A 20,001-nucleotide genomic window follows, 5' to 3' on the forward strand; every position below is an offset into this window, starting at 1 on the left:
AGAAAAATGAGTAAAGTAATGGGGTTTATGGAAAGTAAATTTATGCCTGTTGCAGGCCGGATCGGGTCACAAAGGCACCTGGTCGCCATCCGTGATGGATTCGTTTCGATCATGCCATTAATTATCGTCGGATCCCTTGCCGTGTTATTGAATAACCTGCCGATCGACGCCTTTCAGAACTTCATGGTGTCTGTATTCGGGGAAAGCTGGAAATCCGTCGGTGGGAACATGTGGAATGGGTCCTTCGCGATCCTCGGACTGCTCGTCGCCGCCTCCATCAGCTATCACTTAGCGAAATCCTATGATATTGACGGGCTGTCCGCGGCATTGGTGTCGATTGCGTCACTCATCATCCTCACACCGGTCACAGAGGATTGGGGAATATCCTATGCATGGACCGGCGCCCAAGGAATCTTCGTCGCCGTCATCACGTCTATCCTTGTCACAGAATTATTCAAAGTGTTGATTCGTTCGAAGTTTACGATCAGTATGCCGGACGGGGTCCCTGAAGGGGTCATGAAATCATTCAAAGCCCTGATTCCGGCCACGATCATCCTGATTCTTATTGGTCTCATTCAAGCTCTCTTAACTTCTTTTGCAGAAAAAAGTTTATTTGAAATCGTTTTTACGTTGATCCAAGAGCCGTTACAAGCTGTTTCGAACTCACTGCCATCAGCCATCGTCGTCGCATTCCTAAATCATTTCTTATGGTTCTTCGGCTTACACGGCACAAATATTTTAGGTCCGATCATCGAACCGATCTACCTACCATTAATTGAAAAAAATCAGCAGCTTTTCGCAGCCGGCACCAGTGCATTCGACGTTCCGTACATCGTCACCAAGCCATTCTTTGACGCGTATGTGTACATGGGTGGTTCAGGAACGACCATCGCCCTGATCATCGCCATCTTCCTTGTGGTAAAAACGAAACATTACCGTACTGTCGGAAAACTTTCTGCCGCACCCGGGATCTTCAATATCAACGAACCGGTCATCTTTGGGTTACCAATCGTATTGAACCCACTTATGTTCATTCCATTTTTACTGGCTCCTGTTGTCCTGACGGTTACGTCTTATCTGGCTTTAAGCCTGGGGATCGTACCAAAAACCGTGGCGATCGTTCCGTGGACGACACCGCCAATCATCAGTGGATATTTGGTGACAGGGGGATCCTGGACGGGAATTGCACTTCAACTGGTGAATCTTACCATCGCTACACTTATGTACATCCCATTCCTTCTCGCATCTGAACGTTCTCAATTAAAGAAAACAACCGAAACGAGTGATAAAATCGCATGACTTTAACACTGGAAGAAATCTCATTTCATATCATCTTGCATGCCGGCAACGCCCGATCTTCCGCCATGGAAGCGTTGCAGGCTGCCAAGAAAAAACAATTTGACATAGCAGAGGAAAAAATGGCCGAGGCAGCGGATGAAGTTCACAAGGCCCATCACTATCAAACTCAATTACTACAAAAAGAAGCGAGTGGCGACGGAGAGAATCCTACGATTCTATTGATTCACGCTCAGGATCATCTCATGAACGCCATCACCGTCAAAGAGCTGGCCCAGGAAATCATTGAAATCCATCAAAACAGGTAAGGAGTGCTTCATATGAATATCATGCTCGTCTGTTCAGCAGGAATGTCGACAAGTATGCTCGTACAAAAAATGCGGAAAGCCGCTGAAGAAAAGGATCTTAAGGTCACGATCAATGCCACATCCGAAGCGGACTTAAGCAATCATCTAGATAAACTGCACGTGATCCTGATCGGCCCTCAAGTACGCTATCTATCTTCTAAAATCATTGAAAAAGCTGAGCCCTATGGGATTAAAGTCGATGTCATCGATGGGATGCATTATGGAATGATGAATGGGGCGAAGGTGTTGGAGCAGGCAGAAGGATTATTGGAGAAATAAAAAATCATAGTGAGAGTGACCCTCCATGGGTTACTCTTTTTTCACGAAAAAAGCGCCCCCATAAAAGAGGACACTTCCACTCACTACATCACATCATAATCCGTCACATTACGTTCCACCACCCGGGCTCCTTCCACACTCACAAATGCGCCCGTCGCACTTGCAAACACATTGGTCGCAATCAGGTTGTCCATCGCGGCTTTCACTGCCACGGTATCGATCGGATCGACCGGGTCATTGATGGATAACTTCGCTGATTTGCCCGTTTCCGTTTTAAATTCCAGTTCCAATACTTTTGCCATTGTTTATACCTCCTCCCCATGTGATATCACTCACTTTCTCTTACTCATTAATGTCAAAACTCTGGAGCTTCTCAATGTTGAAAAGCGCTTTGGATGAAAGACTTGCGATGGATAATGCCGCACTGTTCATCTCATCGGCTGATGCCAGGGCATTGATGTAGCTGTACGATTTGTACGCGAACTTAGGCTTGCCTTTCTCATCCAGGCCATCATTGTAAGCTAGACGAATTCTCGTCGACTTCAGATCCGCTGTTGCCATGTGCCTCACCTCCTTTCACCCTTTATATAGGGAATGGGGAGATGATAGGATACCCTTTGACAAAAAAACGGAGATCAATGTCTCCGGTTTCCCAAGCAATCCGCTCTCGCCAAAACAGAGGGACGGACCTCCACTCCTAGCACCAGCTCCTAGGAATGAAGGTCCGTCCCTCAAATGTTTTATGCTTCTATTTCCCGATAGTGCTTCCTGCGAAGGATACGAAATCTGAATGTGAGATAAAGGATGGTTCCTCCCATGGCAACGAATAAGAAGATGAGGGTGAACATCACATTATGCCACATGAACGCATAATCCCCTGTGGAGATGATGGCCCTGAACGCATTGATCGTATACGTCATCGGTAAGAAGTTTGAAAAATGCTGCAGGAATTCAGGTACCAATTCGATTGGATAAGTTCCTGCACTGCTCGTCAATTGTAAAATCAGGATAAGAATCCCGATGAATCGCCCTGGATTATCAAGGGATGTCACCAGGAATTGGACGATGGATAAGAACGTCCAACTCGCAAGGATACTCATCATGATAAAGAGCGGGATACTGGTCACTTCAAGGCCGAGTCCCCATAATAAGATCGTATCTGCGAGTAGTGCCTGGAACACCCCGGCGAATATGAGTACGCCGAATTTTCCGATGAACCATCCGAATCCGCTTCTCGGTGTGACAGCCGGTTCCCTCATCGGGAAGATGATCGAAATTACGAGCGCTCCGACAAACAAGCTAAGTGACAGGAAGTACGGGGTGAAGCCCGTTCCATAGTTCGGTACATCGTGGATCGGTTTGTCAGTCAAGGTGACAGGTTTTGCAAACATATCATAGATGTCATCATTGGCGTTGACGTCATTCACATCATCTGCGCCGTCCGCAAGCTCATTTTTTAGCTCGGATGATCCATCCGTCAGTTTATTCAGGCCGTCTGTCAGATCGGTTGAACCGTTTGAAAGTTCGCCGAGACCGGATGATAAGTCCGTGGATCCGTTCCTCAGTTCTCCCAATCCGCTCATGAGGTCCTTGAATTTAGTTGAGAACATCCCTAGTCCTTCCGACAGGTCATTAGATCCTTTTGAGAGCTCTCCAAGTCCGTTATACAGTTTCCCGGATCCGTCATATAAGCCGCCGAGACCGTTGACGAGCTGATCGGAGCCTGAAGATAATTGGCTCGTTCCATCTGCGAGATCAGATGATCCTTTGGCGAGTTTCGCGGATCCTTCTTGGAGGGCATCGGTTCCATCATCGAGTTTCCCAAGGCCGGTTGTTAAGGCGGTGCTTCCGTTTACGAGTTGCTGAACCCCTTTTTGTGCATCTGCCAGCTTCTCTCCAAATGTGGAAAGACCGGCAACGAGTTGATTTTGACCATCAGCCAGTCGACCTGCCCCATCTGCAAGCTTTTGCTGACCATCTGTAATTTGATTAAATCCGTTCAAGATTCCTGATTGGCCATCAGAAACCTCTTTAGCACCCGATGAGAGGTCTTCCGATTTGGACTGCAGCACAGTGGCATTATCTGACAGCTGCTGCAATCCTCCACTTACCTTCTCACTGCCTCCCGTCAATTGACTAAGAGATGATTTAAGTTCTTGCAGCCTTTGTTTTTGAGCAGGATCCTGTTCCTGTTCAATCAGGGCGTCGACATTGGCCGTTGCTTCCTGAAGCCCCTGACTGACCTGATCTGATCCTGCTTTTGTCTCGCTGGCACCGTTTTTGAAATCAGTGGCTTTGCCAGATAATAATTCTGCACCATCTGCCACCTTTTTTGACCCTTCTGCCAAAGCGGGCAAGTGTCCATTCATTTTATTTAAGCCGGCCAGTGACTCCTGAAGGCCCCCTGCAAGATCCTGTGCGCCTTTCTGTGAATCCTTCGCCCCGGTCAGAAGTTCTTGATTCCCTTCTGTCATTTGTGTAAGGGCTGTATCAAAGGATTGTAGTCCGTCCGACACTTTTTTAGAGCCCGTATAAGCTGAATCGACACCTGTTGAAAAAGCAGTGGACTTCCCTGCGAGTTCCTGAAGCTTTTCATTTAACGTTTGAGCTCCGCTATTCACGCTGTTGATCCCGCCGTTCAGGTCTTTGGCGCCGCTTTGTGCTTTGCCGATATTTTCTTTCAGTGCACCTGCCCCGCTTTGGGCTGAGTTGACGCCATTTTCAAGTTTATTCGCACCCGACGCAACGGATCCGACCCCGTCATCGAGTTTATTTGCTCCCGATTCGGCATCTCCCAGTCCGTCCGACAGTTTATTGGCGCCTTCATGGGCCGAATCGATCCCGTCATGAAGGTCATCGGAACCCGATGTGGCATCGCCAAGCTTATCACTTAGTTCCCCGGCGCCGTCACTTGCTTCAGTCAGTCCGTCCCCGACCTCCTTGATTTGGTCAAACATCGATTCTGCGTAGGTTTTCGTGACCGCACCCGATACTTCTTCCTTGATCTTCTCGATCGCCGAGTCTCCTATTTTAGAAGAAAGATAGTTTGAGCCTTGATTGGCCGTATAGACCAACTCCAGTTTCTCGGGATGGACGTCCTCGAGGGTCGTCGCATGCTCAGAGAAATTCTCGGGGATTTCGATTTTTAAATAATAGTCCCGGTTCTCAAGGCCCTTATCTGCTTTCTCTTCATCTACGAATCTCCAATCAAATGTGTCGTTCTCTTTCAGGTCTTCTACAAAATCTTTTCCTATTGTCAGTTCTTCACCGTTAAACTCGGCACCCTTATCATTATTGACGACGGCAACAGGGAGCTGATCCACCTGTCCGTACGGATCCCAGAATGCCCATAAGAATGTCCCGCTGTATAACACAGGAATAAACAATACGGCTAAGACGGCAATCAACAGGGTCTTATTCGTAAAGATGTTACGAAATTCACCCTTCAGTGAATGCAATCCTTTCATTTTACCAACCCTTTCGAATATATGACTATCTTCACCATTTGGTCAAAAGGACTCTAAAAAAGAAAGGACCATTTACGTGGATAATCCTTTCAGTAAATAATCCTCCATGATTGCGGCAATTTTTTCAGACGATAGGGGCGGGTGATTCCGTTCCCAATCGGACACAAGGGAAATGTATACCTTCAACAAAATAAATGAAATGATTTCCGTATCACAAGGTTTGATCTGCCCACTCTCCATAGCCCGATCAATCTTGCTCTTCACATAGGCGATCAATTCATTTTCAATATGATGAAGCATTTCCTCTACAGCACGGGTACCGATCTGTTTCTCTTCCTCGATCAGCTTCAGCATCAACTGATGATCTGTCCGGTACTCAAGAAGCGTAATCAATGCCTCGTGGACATTTTCATAAAAGCTGTTGTCAGGTTGGATGGCAAGATCTGCTGACGATTTCATTTCCCTTACCATGCTATACACGATTTCCTGGAACAGTTCATCCTTATTCTTAAAGAACGTGTAAATCGTCCCTTTCCCGACATTCGCAAGCTTCGCTACCTGATCCATCGTTGTCGCCTTATATCCGAACAGCGAAAAAGACTTCGTCGCCGCTTCCACAATCAACTCTCTTCGATCAATAGACATCCCTTTTCATAAACCCCCTGACCAAATCAGTGTTTCGTTCAAACCCATTCTAAAACCCACTATAACATCTTCCCGGAATAGATTCAAAGATGAGAGGGACGGACCTCCACTCCTAGCACCAGCACCTAGGAATAAAGGTCCGTCCCTCAAATGTTAATACAGTTTTCCCTGTCGATATAGGACCGTCGAGAGTTTCATGACGGAGTGGATGTAGCAGTTCTGCCGGAGAGGGAATGGGTCTCCGAAGAAGAGTGGCAGGACGGTGTCGAGGGTGGATTTCATTTTGTCGTAGAGGAGGTTGAAGACTTCTTCCTCTGTGTAGAACTGGGTCTCCCTGCCCTGCAGCCATTCGAAGTAGGAGACGATCACCCCTCCGGCATTGGCGAGGATGTCCGGGATGATGATGACGCCCTTCTCGCTTAAGACTGAATCCGCTTCGGTGGTGATCGGGGCATTTGCTCCTTCGACAATTATCCTAGCTTTCACTTTCCCTACATTATCCTTATGCACCTGATCTTCAAGGGCAGCAAGCATCAGGACGTCAACGTCCAGATAAAGGACCTCATCTCGCTCTTGAATTTCCGCCTTCACGCCTATTTCCTTCAACTGCCCATTCTCTGTAGGCAGGTCACCCTTATTCTTCATCGTGAACTCGACCAGCGCCGGAATATCAAGGCCATCTGCATTGAACAATGTCACATTCCGGTCACTCACCGCCACTACTTTATTTTGCAGATGGGTGGACTGATGGGCTTCAAGGGCTGCAACCGATCCGACGTTCCCGAATCCCTGGACGGCGATCGTCAGGGGTCTGTCCTCGTAATCAAGGGCCGTTTTCGCAAACACATTATCCGTCTTCGTCAGCAGGCTCTTCTGCTCCTTCACAAAATTATGAACGAGATAACGGAATGTAAAGAATACGCCTTTCCCCGTCGCTTCCCGTCGGCCAAGGGACCCACCATTCACGACGCTTTTCCCGGTAAAGCTGCCTCTATAGGGCATCCCTGGCCGAATGCTCTTGTATTCGGCCATCATCCAGTCCATTTCCCGTTCACCAGATCCCATATCAGGAGCCGGGATATCCTTATCAGGTCCGAGGATATCACTGAAGTACTGCACATATTTCCTCGCGATCAAATGAAGCTCCTTCTCGGAATACTCGCGGGGATTCAGGATGATTCCGCCTTTCCCACCTCCAAACGGTACGTCATGAAGGGCATTCTTCAACGTCATCAACGACGCCAGGTTCACAACCTCTTCCTCATTCACCGACTCATGGAAACGGATCCCTCCCTTATAAGGCCCGAGGGCATTATTATGCTGAACCCGGAACGCCGGGATCCGGACGACCTTCTCATCATCCAGTGGAATCCTTAAATACGATTTATGTACGTGATTCGGCGTCGACAAGATCGACGTCAATGACGTAAACGCTTTCTTTCTGTTCTCACCTTTCACTTCCGGTAAAAATGACTGATCCTCTAGTAACGCATCCAATGATTTCTGAACGATATCTCTTGTTTGGCTGATCAAATCGGGTCCCTCCTATTGTTTTTAAGAAAATACTGGTATTTAGTATAGGGTTACCCTCTTTGGGGTGGTTAAAAACGACTAATTTCTTATTCAGCTTGAAAATTCAAGCATGATAAACGTCACATATGGAACGGAGTGGAGGTTGTTGTCAGGTCACGTTGTCCCTGAACAACAATAAAGAGACATCCCCGAAAATCAGGATGTCTCTTGTCTCTTGTACCTTCCATCTACCAACTATGATAAACAATTGTTCCATTTTCCACTTTCAATAATTCCCCCGAGTCCCCTTCCTCGACAATATAAGGTTCTCCGCTCTGGATGACAGTATCAACCAATGCAGCGAACTCTTCCCTTGTGTACTGCTTAGACTGAAAGGTCATCAGGTCGATAAAAAGGTCCTTATACTCCACATTGGTTGCTGATACAAGTGAAACGGTGGCGATGATTTTCCTTCCGATGATGACATACGACATATCCGAGCTTGGAGTATAATAAAAGCGCGCTCCATATCTTCTCGCAATGTCGTCATATCCTTTTCCGATTTTATAGATACTGAAATCCCGACTTAGTTTAAATGTATGGCCGTTAGGATCTGTCATCGTAAATTCCATCGGGTACAGCTCATCTTCCGGACTGCTCTCATCTACGCTTTCTTCTTTTTCTTTCGTCACCGGAACGCTTGAATTCACTTCTTTCGGTTTCGAAGCTTGCTCTTCTCTGCGCTTTTGTGCCACTCTCTCTTCTTCCTTACGCTTATTCTCTTCAGCTTCTGCTTTCGGCTTATTGGTTTCGTCCTCCACTATGACAGACTTTTTTTGGTTTTCTAAACGGTTTACCTGGTCCGTTACCTTCTCTGTCTTTTGATCAACTTCCTCGGCCTCCACCATTGGTTCCACTGCCATTTTTTTAAGATTCTGAGCCGACTTCACTTTGTACTCTTTTATAGAATTCAACATTTGGTCTTCTTCCGTTTGATACAGGTTCCCATCCACCTCTTCATAAACTGCTTGGGTTTCCTCTTCTGCCTGAACGTATCGTTCATGTTCCGATTCTTTCTCTGTCCCTGAAATGATGTAAATGGTAAGCAATGAAAATACGAAAATACCAAGTGCTGCTGCAATGAGACTACCCCGTTTATCACCTTTCCAGATCCTGTTTTTTGAAGTTCGTGAAGGGTTTTCTTTGTTTGAATTTTTCATTTTTTTCCTCCTGTCATAAATGGCCATTTTTTAACGCATGGTACGAGAAACGTGTAGATCGAATCATCCCATTCTCCCCGTTTTTTCCTTTATATACATTAGACGATGCTGACCCTATGGATATTTCATTTATTTGGATATTTTTTCATTTTATTTACAAATATCTTGATTAGGTTGACAAGCCCTCCTTTTTTCCTTTTACCAAAATAAAGGAAACCTTGACAACCTCCCCCAATATACTATAATTGTATTATTTATATTCCGACTAAACTAATAAGAATTATAAGATAAGGGGTGATGAGATGTTCATCGAGATCAACCATTTAAATAAACAATATCTTGATAAAACGGGGAAGCCCACTGAAGTGCTAAAAGAAATTAACCTTGAGATTGATAAGGGCGAATTCGTATCCATCCTGGGACCATCGGGTTGCGGGAAATCCACCCTCCTTTCGATCGTGGCGGGATTGACCGACTCTACATCAGGAGAAGTCCTTGTCGACGGAAATCCGATAAAGAAACCCGGAAAAGACCGGGGCATGGTCTTTCAGCAGGCTGCCCTGTTTCCGTGGCTGAATGTCCGGGACAACGTCACTTTCCCACTGAAAAAAGAAATGTCCAAGAAAGAAGCCAGGGCCCAGGCCGCCAAATACTTACATATGGTCCAGCTCGGAAACTATCAGGATCATTATCCTCATGAGCTGTCCGGAGGGATGCAGCAGCGGGTGGCCATCGCCCGTGCCCTCTCCATGAATCCGGAGATCCTGCTCATGGATGAACCATTCGGCGCCCTGGATGAACAGACCCGCTCCCGTCTCCACCATCAGCTCGAAACAATCTGGATGGAAACGAAGAAGACCGTCCTCTTCGTCACTCACAGTATCTCGGAGTCTATCAAGCTATCAGACCGGATCATCGTCATGGGGACCCGTCCCGGAACGATTTTAGCGGATATCCAAGTGGATCTCCCTCGTCCACGGGATGCTCATAAGGAAGAAATGGTAAAAATCGAAGAACATATCATGAGCTATTTAAAGAAGGAAATCGACAAAGTGATAAGTGAGGAATTGGCCTATGAACACAGCTCTTAAACGCATCATCTTCTTTGCCCTCATCATCGGCCTTTGGGAATCCGGGTCACGATTGGGATTCTGGACGGAAATCATCCTTCCATCGCCTACATCCGTTTTCCATGCACTCTACACAGGCATTGCCGATCAGACCCTGATCATTGATCTGATCGCGAGCTTCAAGCGGCTTTTCATCGGTCTTGGGATTTCATTAGTCATCGGCACAAGCATCGGCGTACTTCTGGCAAAATCAAAAACCGCCGACGATACGCTCGGATCTTTGCTTCTCGCTTTCCAAAGTGTACCAAGCATCGTCTGGTTGCCACTGGCCATCATGTGGTTCGGGCTCAATGAAAAAGCCGTCATATTCGTCGTCATCCTCGGGGGAACATTCGTCATGGCCCTGAACATCCGGATGGGGATCAAAAACGTCTCCCCGCTCTTTTTGAAAGCCGCACAAACGATGGGCTCAAGAGGATTGGACTTATTCATCCGGGTCATCTTCCCGGCGTCGATCCCCTATGTGGTCACCGGATCGCGCCTTGCCTGGGCATTTGCCTGGCGGGCACTGATGGCAGGCGAACTCCTCAGTACCGGTCCGGGGCTTGGATACACGCTCCGCTACGCATCGGATTTCGGTGACATGAGCCTTGTGATCGCCGTCATGATCATCATCGGTGTCATCGGGGCCATCGTCGATCAATTGCTTTTCCAGCGCATCGAGAAATCCGTCATCAAACGCTGGGGATTGGAATCATAAACAAATTTGCGGGTTCACCCGCACTTAGGAGGATAAATAATGAAAAAAGCGTTTTTACTACTCACCATTTTCTTCACATTCCTTGGGGTTCTCGCCGGCTGCGGGACTGAAAAGAGCTCGGGAGACGTCAGCAAAAAAGTCGTCATCGGCTATTTCCCAAATATTAACCACGTACCGGCCATGGTGGCGAAAGACAAAGGGTTTTATGAAAAAGAACTGGGAGACGGCACGAAGGTGGAATACAAAACGTTCCCGGATGGTTCTTCGTTCATGACTGCCTTAAAAACCGGTGACATCGATGCGGGTCTTGTGGGACCTGGTCCAGCTATGAATAACTATATGACTGGTGCCGACGTGAAAATCATCGGCGGCGGATCGACGGGCGGAACCGTGGTTCTTGCAAGTAAGGAAAGCAGAGTGAAGTCTGTAGAGGATTTTGCTGGCAAGTCCTTCATCACTCCGGCAGTCGGTTGTACCCATGATGTCCAGGTGGAAACGTTCCTCGGCGAGCACGGAATTGAGTCCCAGCGTATCGGGGGCACGATGAAACATGTAACCGGGAACCCAGCTCAGTATGCGAATATGCTAAAGTCAGGTAAAGTCGACATTGCCGTCGCACCTGAACCTTGGGCAGCCGTGATCCAGCAGGAAACCGGCGCCAACATCATCATCGATCATGATGAAATTTCCTTCGGGGAAACACTACCTGCTTCCGTACTCGTGGCCTCAGGAAAATCGGTAAAAGAAAATCCGGACACCATCCAAAAGATCGTTGATGCCCATAAAGAAGCGACTTCATATATAGAAGAAAATCCTCAAGAAGCCAAAGAAATCACGATCAAAGACGTAAAAGAAGTCACCGGTCAGGAACTGAGTAAAGAAGTTGTCGACCAGGCATGGGAACGAATCGGATTCACCTACAAAGTGGATTCAGACGCAGTCCAGGCATTCGCGGACTCATCCTACGAACTCAAATTCCTGAAAGAAAAACCGGAATTCACCGATCTCATCGACAAACAATTCATCGACTAACGAGCAAGGTCCGTCCCTCCACGCTAGAGGGACGGACCTCTATTATAGAAGGAGGTAGCGCAGTGGGTGTGAAGTCTATGTTATCTATTGTCGCTCTAGGTTTTCTACTGCTAGGTGGATGTCAGGGTCAGGATGTGGAGGAGTCGTTTCCGATGAAGGTCGAGGTCGGGGACTTGACCGCGGTTGACCAGGACGGGGAGAAGACGTCATTGGCCGCTCTCAACAAAGAGAAGATCCTCGTAGCCGATTTTATTTTCACGAATTGTGATACGGTCTGCCTGCCGATGACGGCGAATATGGCGAAGCTTCAGAAGAAGATTGCGGAGGAAGGACTTGAAAATGAAGTCCAATTGGTTTCAATCAGCGTCGACCCGGAGCATGACACGCCGGATGTGCTGAAGGAATACAGCAGCCGGTATGAATTCGATGACGGGAACTGGAGCTTCCTGACGGGATACTCCCGGGATGAGATTGAACACTTCGCTAATGTGTCGTTTAAAACTCCTGCAGCAAAGGTCGAGGGGTCGAATCAGTTTGTGCACGGGACCTCTTTTTATCTGGTGAGCGAGAACGGCGTAATGTTGAAGCAGTATGAAGGGGTGTCGAATCCGCCTTATGAGGAATTGATTGAAGATATTGAGCGATTAAAGTGACCTTTCCGGGTGGTTCGGAGAGGTTTTTTTGTTTAGGTGATCACTTTTGGAGATTAAGAAAGGTAATTCTTCCATAGAGCTTGGACTTATTCAGATCCTTCTTACGGTTAATTTAGGAATCATGCCACTTATGGGATTAATCAAGCGGGATATGGGATTTTCATGCGGAATTAAAATTATTCAAGCCCCATGCAAGGGAATCATGCCCCATTTCACATAATCATGCCGGCTTGTCGAAATATCTCTAACCGTCCATCTAACCTCCCCACCCAAAACCCCATGCCATCCTTCTCATTTATCTTTCATCCCCCTTCACCAGCAGGAAAATCCAGCATCCTCACCAAATATTACTCTTCAGAAGATCAAACAGGAGGGATCACCCATGCACACAGGGGAAATCATTCGTTTTTACAGGGAGAAAGCAGGGATGACCCAGTCAGAGCTAGGGGAAGGAATATGTACGACGACACATGTGAGTAAGATTGAACGGGGTAAAACGGCTTATTCGAATGAGATCATATCCCTTTTTTCTGAGCGGCTGGGGATTGATATCCATCATGAAATCGAGACAATCCTGCACCTTGAAAAACAGCTCCATCTCTGGCATAACAGTATCATCATGAGAAGGATGAATCTTGTGGAGAAAATCAAGTCACAACTGGAGAAATCAGCTTTTCTTGAATCCTCCAAGTACAGTACTTATTATCACCTGCTCAGGGCGAGGTACTATATCCTCCATCAAAAAGCGGACGCGGCTTCTTCCATCCTTGATTCCATCAAACCTGGGAATCTGCCGGCTTTTGAAACCAATCTCTTTTATCATGTCCAGGGGATCATCAATATCAATCGAAACTCCGACGAGAATCAACAAAAAGCCATCAACGCATTACAAAAGATCAATATGAATGACTATCAAAACCTTGAATACTATTATCATGTATCCATCGCTTACCACTGCGTCGGGAATAGGGTCATGGCATATTTCTATGCGGAAAAAGCACTGGGTTATTTTAAAGAGACGAATAATTATCTTGGTTCCATTAAAGCAGAGTCCCTTATGTTACTCCAACTAAGTGGTGACCAGCACATGGATGCTCACCACTTGGCTGAAAGGTACCAGAATCTGATCGAGGATTGTGATTCCCTCGGTTTCCTTGAGCAAAAAGGCATGCTATTGAACAACTTAGGCTATGAATATTACAATCGAGGCGATTTTTCACGGGCCAGCCGCTCCTTCAAAGAGGCACTCAAGCTTGCGGAAAAAGGATCACTCACCTACTTGAGAAGACTGTGTAATTATACGGATGCCTGCATGGAAGGTAAGCTGTGCACCGATAAGCAGCTGGAGAAGCACATTCATCTTGGTCTTCAATTAAGTAAAAGCTCGAAAAGCACTTTATTTCTTAAGCTGTTTGAACTTTTCTCCCTACAATTGAAGCATCTCCGGGATGAATACATGTCATTTCTGGAAAACGAAGCGCTCCCCCATTTCCTCGAAACAAACAACCTTCTGTTGATCGAACGGTATGGGAATGTACTTTATGAACACTACGTCGAAAGTGATCAGCTGGATAAAGCCATCCTCTTGACCAGACAATTGAAGGAAAGCCGCTGAAGAACTCTGTTGATAATAAAAAAATAAGAAAATTCTGTCGAAATACATGATATACTGTTAGATATAGGTATTTTGACGGAGGTATAAATGTCTGATATTTTAGTAATTTTTATAAATATAACTTTAAGTGTTCTACTATCGGCCGGCTGCAGCTATCTGGCATTGAAGGAAGCGTTCAAGCGAAATGGTCTAAAGCAGGTTGTGAGCAAAAAGGACTTATGGCTTCCCTCTTTTATATATACGATTTTTTACTGCCTGCTTCATGCTTCTGTCATGTGGATGGTTTCATATGATATCTTCATCCAGCGGTTCGTCTATTTCGCTCCGATCTTTATCGTGGTTTGCTTTTTCAGCATTTTTCTTTCTCTCCGGCTTTTTCAAGACGTGAATACGGATAAGGTGCACTTCATAAAGGGTGGATTCATTTTTTCCCTGATCATGATGGCAGGAAATTTTGCCACTTATTCCGGGCTGATTTATCCTCATGTTGAATTCAAACCGATGTACATAGGGTTGACGATTCTAATGACACTTGGGGTGACGTTTCCCTTTTTCCGGATGCTCCTCCAGCTCAATAATCAGGAAAGCAGTTCGTATCGAGGGAAAACGCATGCATTCTGGAGCTTCATTATGGGGCTGGGATTCTCAGGGATTACCTATCTGACGGCTTATTCCCTTCTTTCACCCGAGAAATATGGACCGCAGCTTTCCCGGGTGGAAAACAATCAGATGCTTCCTTTTATCATCGAAATGGGCATCCTGCTGGCACTATGGTTCATTCCGGACCATTTGGCCAATGATCTGCACAAAAAACAGATGAAGGATATTTACGAGAAGGAACAGGAATACAGGTCCCTATATCAGAATAATCTTTCCGCCATTTTCACCTATAATCTGGATGCCGTCATCATAGAAGCCAATAATAGGGCAGCGGATATGACGGGCTACCCGATCGAGATGATGATTGGTCAAGGATTCCAATCATATGTCATGGAGAGGGACCTTGACCAGATTCAGACTGCCTTCCAGAAATCCTTGATCGGGGAACCCTCAAAGTTTGAAATGAAATTTCCTCATCAAAAAGGGCACATCATGTCCATTCAGGTCATCGTGGTACCGATTCATCTCGACGGGGAAGTCACGGGTGCCCATGTCTTGGCGACGGATATTACGGAAGCGATCCGGGATAAGGAGCAAATCCAATACCTCGCCTATCATGATGAACTGACCGGATTACCGAACCGGCGCTATTTCAATGAAGAGTTCGAGAAAAAAGTTCAGGAGGGGCACGAGCAGATGGCCATCCTGCTCCTCGATTTGAACCGATTTAAGATCGTCAATGACACATTGGGACATGGATACGGGGATGAACTCATCTCCCGTGTTGGGAAAAGATGCGTGAAAGTGCTGGGGACGAAAGGCTTCATTGCGCGGATGAGCGGTGACGAGTTCATCATTCTTCTTCCTTCCATCGGATGCCGGAATGACGTCCATAAGGTGGCGGCAGCGATTCATGAAAGTCTGATGACCCCCTTTGATATCGGTGGACATGACATCATCACGTCCACTTCCATCGGGATCTCCCTTTACCCTAAAGACGGGCATGATCTTTCCACCCTGTTGAAAAAGGCCGACATCGCCATGTATACGATGAAAAAGAGCGAAGGCGCCTATCAGCTTTTATTTTCCGATCAGCTTGAAGAGAAAGGGATCAACCCGATCGAGCTTGAGGAAAACCTGAGAAAAGCGCTGATCAATGAAGAGTTTGAGCTGTATTACCAGCCTCAATTTTCCCTAAAGACAAATCAGGTCATCGGAGTGGAAGCGCTTATCAGATGGAATCATCCGGTCAAAGGGCTGATTTCACCTATAGACTTCATTCCTTTAGCTGAAGAAACGGGGCTGATCATTCCACTCGGACACCGCATCCTGATGGAAGCCTGCAAGCAGCTGAAGATCTGGATTCAGGAGGGTCATGAGTTCAAGATCTCGGTCAATGTCTCTTCCCGGCAATTCCATGATGCTTCGTTTGTGGACATGGTGAGGGATGTTTTGAATACATACGACGTCCCCCCTTCCCTCATCGAACTTGAGGTCACGGAAAGTACGACGATGCACCATGTGGAAGAAGCCCTGGCAAAACTGACGGCCCTGCGGGAAATCGGCGTATCCATCGCCATCGATGACTTCGGCATTGAATACAGCTCGTTAAGCTACCTGCAGAAATTCTCGATTCAAACGTTGAAGATCGACCGGAGCTTCATCATGGGACTCGATGATCATGAGTCCAATAAAGCAATCGTATCCGCGATTCATGCCATGGCCAAGCATTTGAATCTGACCATCGTGGCAGAGGGTGTCGAAACCGAATCACAGCTGGCATGGTTGAAGGAATTGGAGTGTGAGTATGCTCAAGGGTATTACTTTAGCAGGCCTGTGCCGGCTGGGGAGCTGAATGACTATATTGATGGTCGGGAAGCTGAGGCTGCCCTCGGTTAAGAAACACGCTAGATTAATGTGTGTGAAGTTTGTCCCGACGGATTTCTGGCGGGACTTTTTTTCATGAAAGAAGACGATTTCATTAAGACAGATACCAATCTCATGTAAATTCCACGTAAAACCAACCTTTCCCAAGGGATATCCCGCCCCCTCCTCTGATAATATAGAAAGAGAGACATATTTTCGGAGGTGTATAGCGTGAATCAACCCGATCTGTCCTTACCCAAGAAGAAAGTAACGAAAGCCATCATTCCGGCAGCAGGACTCGGTACTCGATTTCTTCCGGCCACGAAGGCCCAGCCGAAGGAAATGCTCCCGATCGTAGATAAACCGACCATTCAGTACATCATTGAAGAGGCCGTGCATTCCGGGATCACGGATATCATCATCATTACCGGTCGCGGCAAGAGGAGTATCGAGGATCACTTTGATAAATCATATGAATTGGAAGCAACCTTGGAGAAAAAGGAAAAGTGGGATGCCCTTGAGGAAGTCCAGTCGATTGCGAATCTGGCAAACATTCACTATATCAGACAGAAAGAGCCCCTCGGGTTGGGTCATGCCGTCCTATGTGCACGTTCCTTCATCGGGGATGATCCGTTTGCCGTCATGCTCGGGGACGATATGATCCTATCTGAACAACCGTGTGTCAGTCAGCTGATCGAATCGTTTAATGAGTTTCAAGCACCGATTATCGGGGTTCAGGAAGTGAAGGATGAAGAAGTAACGAAGTATGGAATTGTCAGCCCTTTCCCAACGGAAAAATCCGATGAGAATCCTATTCATCGCATCCGGGGATTGGTTGAAAAGCCCCTTCCACATGAAGCGCCTTCAAACCTGGCAATCATGGGAAGATACATTCTAACTCCTGAGATTTTTTCTTATTTAGATCGTTTACAAGCGGGAGCAGGCGGAGAATTTCAGTTGACCGACGCATTAAACCACTATAATCAGGAACACTCTATGTATGCCAAAGTATTTGACGGAGACCGCTATGACATCGGAGATAAGTTCGGCTTTATTAAAGCGACGATTGAGTGTGCAATGAAAAGACCGGAACTCCAATCGTCATTAACCTCATACTTAAAAGAACTGCTTAAAAAGGTGGGAACGGAATGAATGTTACAGTAATCGGGGCAGGCTATGTGGGTCTTGTCACAGGGGTATGCCTGGCGGAGATCGGGCATCACGTCATTTGTCTGGACACAAACAAAGAAAAAGTGGAGGTGTTAAAGAAGGGAGAGTCCCCTATCTATGAGCCGGGATTGGAAGAATTATTGCAAAAGAACATTCAATCCGGCCATTTGTCCTTTACCACAGACTATCACGTTGCCTGCGAGAAAGCTGAAGTCATCATCATTGCCGTGGGAACCCCTTCCTGTCCAGATGGTTCTGCGGATCTGTCTTCCCTTCAGGACGTCGCGGAAAAGATCGGCTTACATGCCCGGGAAACCGGCACGATTGTAGTGACAAAGAGCACCGTTCCCGTGGGAACCAATCGCAAAGTGCAATCCTGGTTGGTCACTCATTCGCCTTCAGCCGCCAGGTTCAAGATTGCTTCCAATCCCGAATTTCTAAGAGAAGGATCCGCCATTCATGATACATTCAACGGTGACCGGATTGTCATCGGTACGGATGATGAAGAGACGGCCTTAAGATTAGAAAACATGGTCGCACCGTTTGGGGTACCGGTTTTACACACCACAATCGAAAGCGCTGAAATGATTAAATATTCCTCTAACGCCTTTTTAGCAACCAAGATCAGCTTCATCAATGAAATCGCCAATTTATGCGAAAAGCTTGGGGCGAATGTAGAAGATGTGGCGAAAGGCATGGGCATGGATCAGCGCATCGGCTCTTCGTTTCTACAAGCCGGCATAGGCTACGGGGGCTCTTGCTTTCCGAAAGACACGAATGCCCTCGTTCAAATGGCAGGGGAAATGGAGCACGAATTCGAATTATTGGAATCTGTCATCCACGTCAACTCCAAACAACAAGTGAAATTGGTTCAAATGGCAAAAGAGTGCATCCATGATCTAAAGGGGAAGCGGGCAGGGATATTAGGCCTTTCGTTCAAACCAAATACAGATGATATTAGGGAAGCTGCTTCCTTGGAAATGATCAAGCATTTACTGGATGAAGGGGTCAAAGTAACGGCATACGATCCGGTGGCCATGGAAAATGCGAAGTCTGCCCTTGGATCCACCGTGAGATTCGCAGTCGATTGCTTCGATGCCATCGAGGATCAGGACATGTTGTTCATTGCGACGGAATGGGAAGAGTTTAAAGTTTTACGATTGAAAACCATCGCCAAGCTCATGAAATCCCCCTTCCTCTTTGATGGTCGCAATTGTTTTTCCCTGGAAGAAGCCAAGGATGCCGGAATCCACTATCATTCCATCGGCAGACCTGCTGTCACACCTATCACTATGAAAAAACCTCATTCCTGCGAATGAGGTTTTTTCATTACAATATGACATTTGATTCCACAGGAATACCGATCGTAAAGGTGGTCCACTCATCATTCGACCGGCAGAAGATATCCCCTCCGTGCTTTTCAATCAGCTTTTTACAAATATAAAGGCCGATCCCCGTCCCAAGGTCCTTCGTCGTGTAAAATGGCTCAAAGATCGCTTCAATCGTCTCTTCTTTGATCTGGGGCCCATTATTTGAAATCATGAGATTCGTCCTGCCATCTTTCACTTCACAAGAGACATTGATCAGCCTGGGCCCGTCCACTTCTTGAAGGGCATCGATGGAGTTCATGATCAGATTGAGAAATACCTGTCTTAACTCATCACGATTACCGAGCACCTTGATATCAGGCTCACATTTGAAATCGATTGATACATCCCCATCCAGTAGGCTCGGATACAGAAACTCGATGGTCTCTTCCAGGTGATCGGTCAGGATGATTTCTTCCCTTATACTATCGATCAGATCTTTTCTCGATACGTGAAGGAATTGAGAAATGCGGTAATTCAATTGTTCGAGCTCATGTTGCATGATATCCAGGTAGGGAAGATCGGGGTAGCCGTTCTGAAGGAGCTTGGTGAAACCGATGATGGACGTCAGGGGGTTCCGGAATTCGTGAACGAAACTTGAACTCATCTGACCGAGGATCGTCAATCGTTCCTTGTGGGTCTGGTCGATATAAAGTTCCTTTTCCTGAAGCTGCTGCTCTTTGATTTCCGTATATTTTCTGACGGCGAGATAGGAAAAACGGTCAAACAGCGAATTGATATCCTCAATCAATGGCTGTAATTCCCTGAGTTCGATTCCTGAATTACTCACCCATTTGATCACGGTGCTCTTGCCTATATTCACATTGTATACAAATTCGCTGATATTCACGTTGGCATTGACTCGTTCAAGAGCCGTCTTATAGGCAAGTGTGGTGATTTCTTCTTCTGTCAGGGGCATGAGGATGGCACGCTTCACTAATTGAAACATCTTCACACCATTGTTCAATACTTCTTCTTTATATATATCATTATCTGAAATGACGATACTTTTGCGCCAATTATGTAGAAATTCGTCTGAATGATCTTCCAGGTATTGTATCAGCATGGTTGAAGCACTAGTCATTGATTGGCATTCCCTTCA

The 20,001-nt window shown here is 46.5% G+C and carries 18 protein-coding genes; 11 read left to right on the forward strand and 7 right to left on the reverse strand.

Annotated elements, in window-relative coordinates; genetic code table 11:
* Positions 1-6: 6 nt before the first annotated feature.
* The 3 genes from celB to P8596_RS21485 are packed head-to-tail and all read left to right on the forward strand — an operon-like array spanning position 7 to position 1,922.
* On the forward strand, positions 7-1,299 hold the full coding sequence (gene celB, locus P8596_RS21475; protein WP_224521841.1) for a PTS cellobiose transporter subunit IIC: 1,293 nt from the start codon (positions 7-9) through the stop codon (positions 1,297-1,299).
* Positions 1,296-1,604 carry a PTS sugar transporter subunit IIA gene (locus P8596_RS21480; protein ID WP_159362919.1) on the forward strand — a complete coding sequence of 103 codons (309 nt, stop codon included), beginning with the start codon at positions 1,296-1,298 and terminating at the stop codon, positions 1,602-1,604. Before celB ends, P8596_RS21480 begins: the two co-directional genes overlap by 4 nt.
* Positions 1,605-1,616: 12 nt before the next feature.
* The gene (locus P8596_RS21485; protein WP_159362920.1) at positions 1,617-1,922 is read left to right on the forward strand and encodes a PTS sugar transporter subunit IIB; all 306 of its coding nucleotides are present in this window, start codon (positions 1,617-1,619) and stop codon (positions 1,920-1,922) included.
* Positions 1,923-2,005: 83 nt separating this feature from the next.
* Here P8596_RS21485 and P8596_RS21490 read toward each other — a convergent pair whose 3' ends face one another.
* From P8596_RS21490 to P8596_RS21515, 6 genes are all read right to left on the reverse strand, one after another.
* Complete coding sequence (locus P8596_RS21490) at positions 2,006-2,224, reverse strand: DUF2922 domain-containing protein (protein WP_224521840.1); 219 nt, start codon at positions 2,222-2,224, stop codon at positions 2,006-2,008.
* A 40-nt stretch (positions 2,225-2,264) separates the two neighbouring features.
* Positions 2,265-2,483, reverse strand: coding sequence for a DUF1659 domain-containing protein (locus tag P8596_RS21495; RefSeq protein ID WP_224521839.1), 219 nt, complete (start codon positions 2,481-2,483; stop codon positions 2,265-2,267).
* Positions 2,484-2,662: 179 nt separating this feature from the next.
* Positions 2,663-5,389 (reverse strand): YhgE/Pip domain-containing protein, encoded by a 2,727-nt coding sequence (locus P8596_RS21500; protein WP_279725050.1) that lies wholly within the window; start codon positions 5,387-5,389, stop codon positions 2,663-2,665.
* Between the two features lie 72 nt (positions 5,390-5,461).
* Positions 5,462-6,034 carry a TetR/AcrR family transcriptional regulator gene (locus P8596_RS21505; RefSeq protein WP_159362924.1) on the reverse strand — a complete coding sequence of 191 codons (573 nt, stop codon included), beginning with the start codon at positions 6,032-6,034 and terminating at the stop codon, positions 5,462-5,464.
* A 153-nt stretch (positions 6,035-6,187) separates the two neighbouring features.
* Positions 6,188-7,567, reverse strand: a complete 1,380-nt coding sequence (locus P8596_RS21510) for a Glu/Leu/Phe/Val family dehydrogenase (RefSeq protein ID WP_279725051.1) — start codon at positions 7,565-7,567, stop codon at positions 6,188-6,190.
* Positions 7,568-7,794: 227 nt separating this feature from the next.
* The gene (locus P8596_RS21515; RefSeq protein ID WP_279725052.1) at positions 7,795-8,766 is read right to left on the reverse strand and encodes a hypothetical protein; all 972 of its coding nucleotides are present in this window, start codon (positions 8,764-8,766) and stop codon (positions 7,795-7,797) included.
* A gap of 302 nt (positions 8,767-9,068) precedes the next feature.
* Here P8596_RS21515 and P8596_RS21520 point away from each other — a divergent pair, with 302 nt between their 5' ends.
* From P8596_RS21520 to P8596_RS21555, 8 genes are all read left to right on the forward strand, one after another.
* Positions 9,069-9,857, forward strand: a complete 789-nt coding sequence (locus tag P8596_RS21520) for an ABC transporter ATP-binding protein (protein WP_279725053.1) — start codon at positions 9,069-9,071, stop codon at positions 9,855-9,857.
* Positions 9,841-10,596: an ABC transporter permease gene (locus tag P8596_RS21525; protein ID WP_079534701.1), complete on the forward strand. Its 756-nt coding sequence runs from the start codon at positions 9,841-9,843 to the stop codon at positions 10,594-10,596. Before P8596_RS21520 ends, P8596_RS21525 begins: the two co-directional genes overlap by 17 nt.
* A gap of 39 nt (positions 10,597-10,635) precedes the next feature.
* Complete coding sequence (locus P8596_RS21530; RefSeq protein WP_279725055.1) at positions 10,636-11,628, forward strand: aliphatic sulfonate ABC transporter substrate-binding protein; 993 nt, start codon at positions 10,636-10,638, stop codon at positions 11,626-11,628.
* Positions 11,629-11,690: 62 nt separating this feature from the next.
* Complete coding sequence (locus tag P8596_RS21535; protein WP_279725056.1) at positions 11,691-12,281, forward strand: SCO family protein; 591 nt, start codon at positions 11,691-11,693, stop codon at positions 12,279-12,281.
* 382 nt (positions 12,282-12,663) lie between these two features.
* A complete protein-coding gene (locus P8596_RS21540; protein WP_279725057.1) occupies positions 12,664-13,896 on the forward strand; it encodes a helix-turn-helix domain-containing protein in 1,233 nt (410 codons plus the stop codon).
* Positions 13,897-13,983: 87 nt separating this feature from the next.
* Entirely contained in the window at positions 13,984-16,395 is a 2,412-nt protein-coding gene (locus P8596_RS21545; RefSeq protein ID WP_279725058.1) for a sensor domain-containing protein, read from the forward strand.
* A 198-nt stretch (positions 16,396-16,593) separates the two neighbouring features.
* A complete protein-coding gene (galU, locus tag P8596_RS21550) occupies positions 16,594-17,514 on the forward strand; it encodes a UTP--glucose-1-phosphate uridylyltransferase GalU (protein WP_279725059.1) in 921 nt (306 codons plus the stop codon).
* Positions 17,511-18,851 carry a UDP-glucose dehydrogenase family protein gene (locus P8596_RS21555; RefSeq protein ID WP_279725061.1) on the forward strand — a complete coding sequence of 447 codons (1,341 nt, stop codon included), beginning with the start codon at positions 17,511-17,513 and terminating at the stop codon, positions 18,849-18,851. The genes galU and P8596_RS21555 overlap by 4 nt, the downstream gene beginning before the upstream one ends.
* 10 nt (positions 18,852-18,861) lie before the next feature.
* Here the strand turns inward: P8596_RS21555 and P8596_RS21560 are convergent, their stop codons facing one another.
* Positions 18,862-19,983, reverse strand: a complete 1,122-nt coding sequence (locus P8596_RS21560; RefSeq protein WP_279725063.1) for a histidine kinase N-terminal domain-containing protein — start codon at positions 19,981-19,983, stop codon at positions 18,862-18,864.
* Positions 19,984-20,001: the final 18 nt, after the last annotated feature.

It is taken from the genome of Rossellomorea sp. DA94 (genome assembly GCF_029834455.1).
Taxonomy (GTDB): Bacteria; Bacillota; Bacilli; order Bacillales; family Bacillaceae_B; genus Rossellomorea; species Rossellomorea vietnamensis.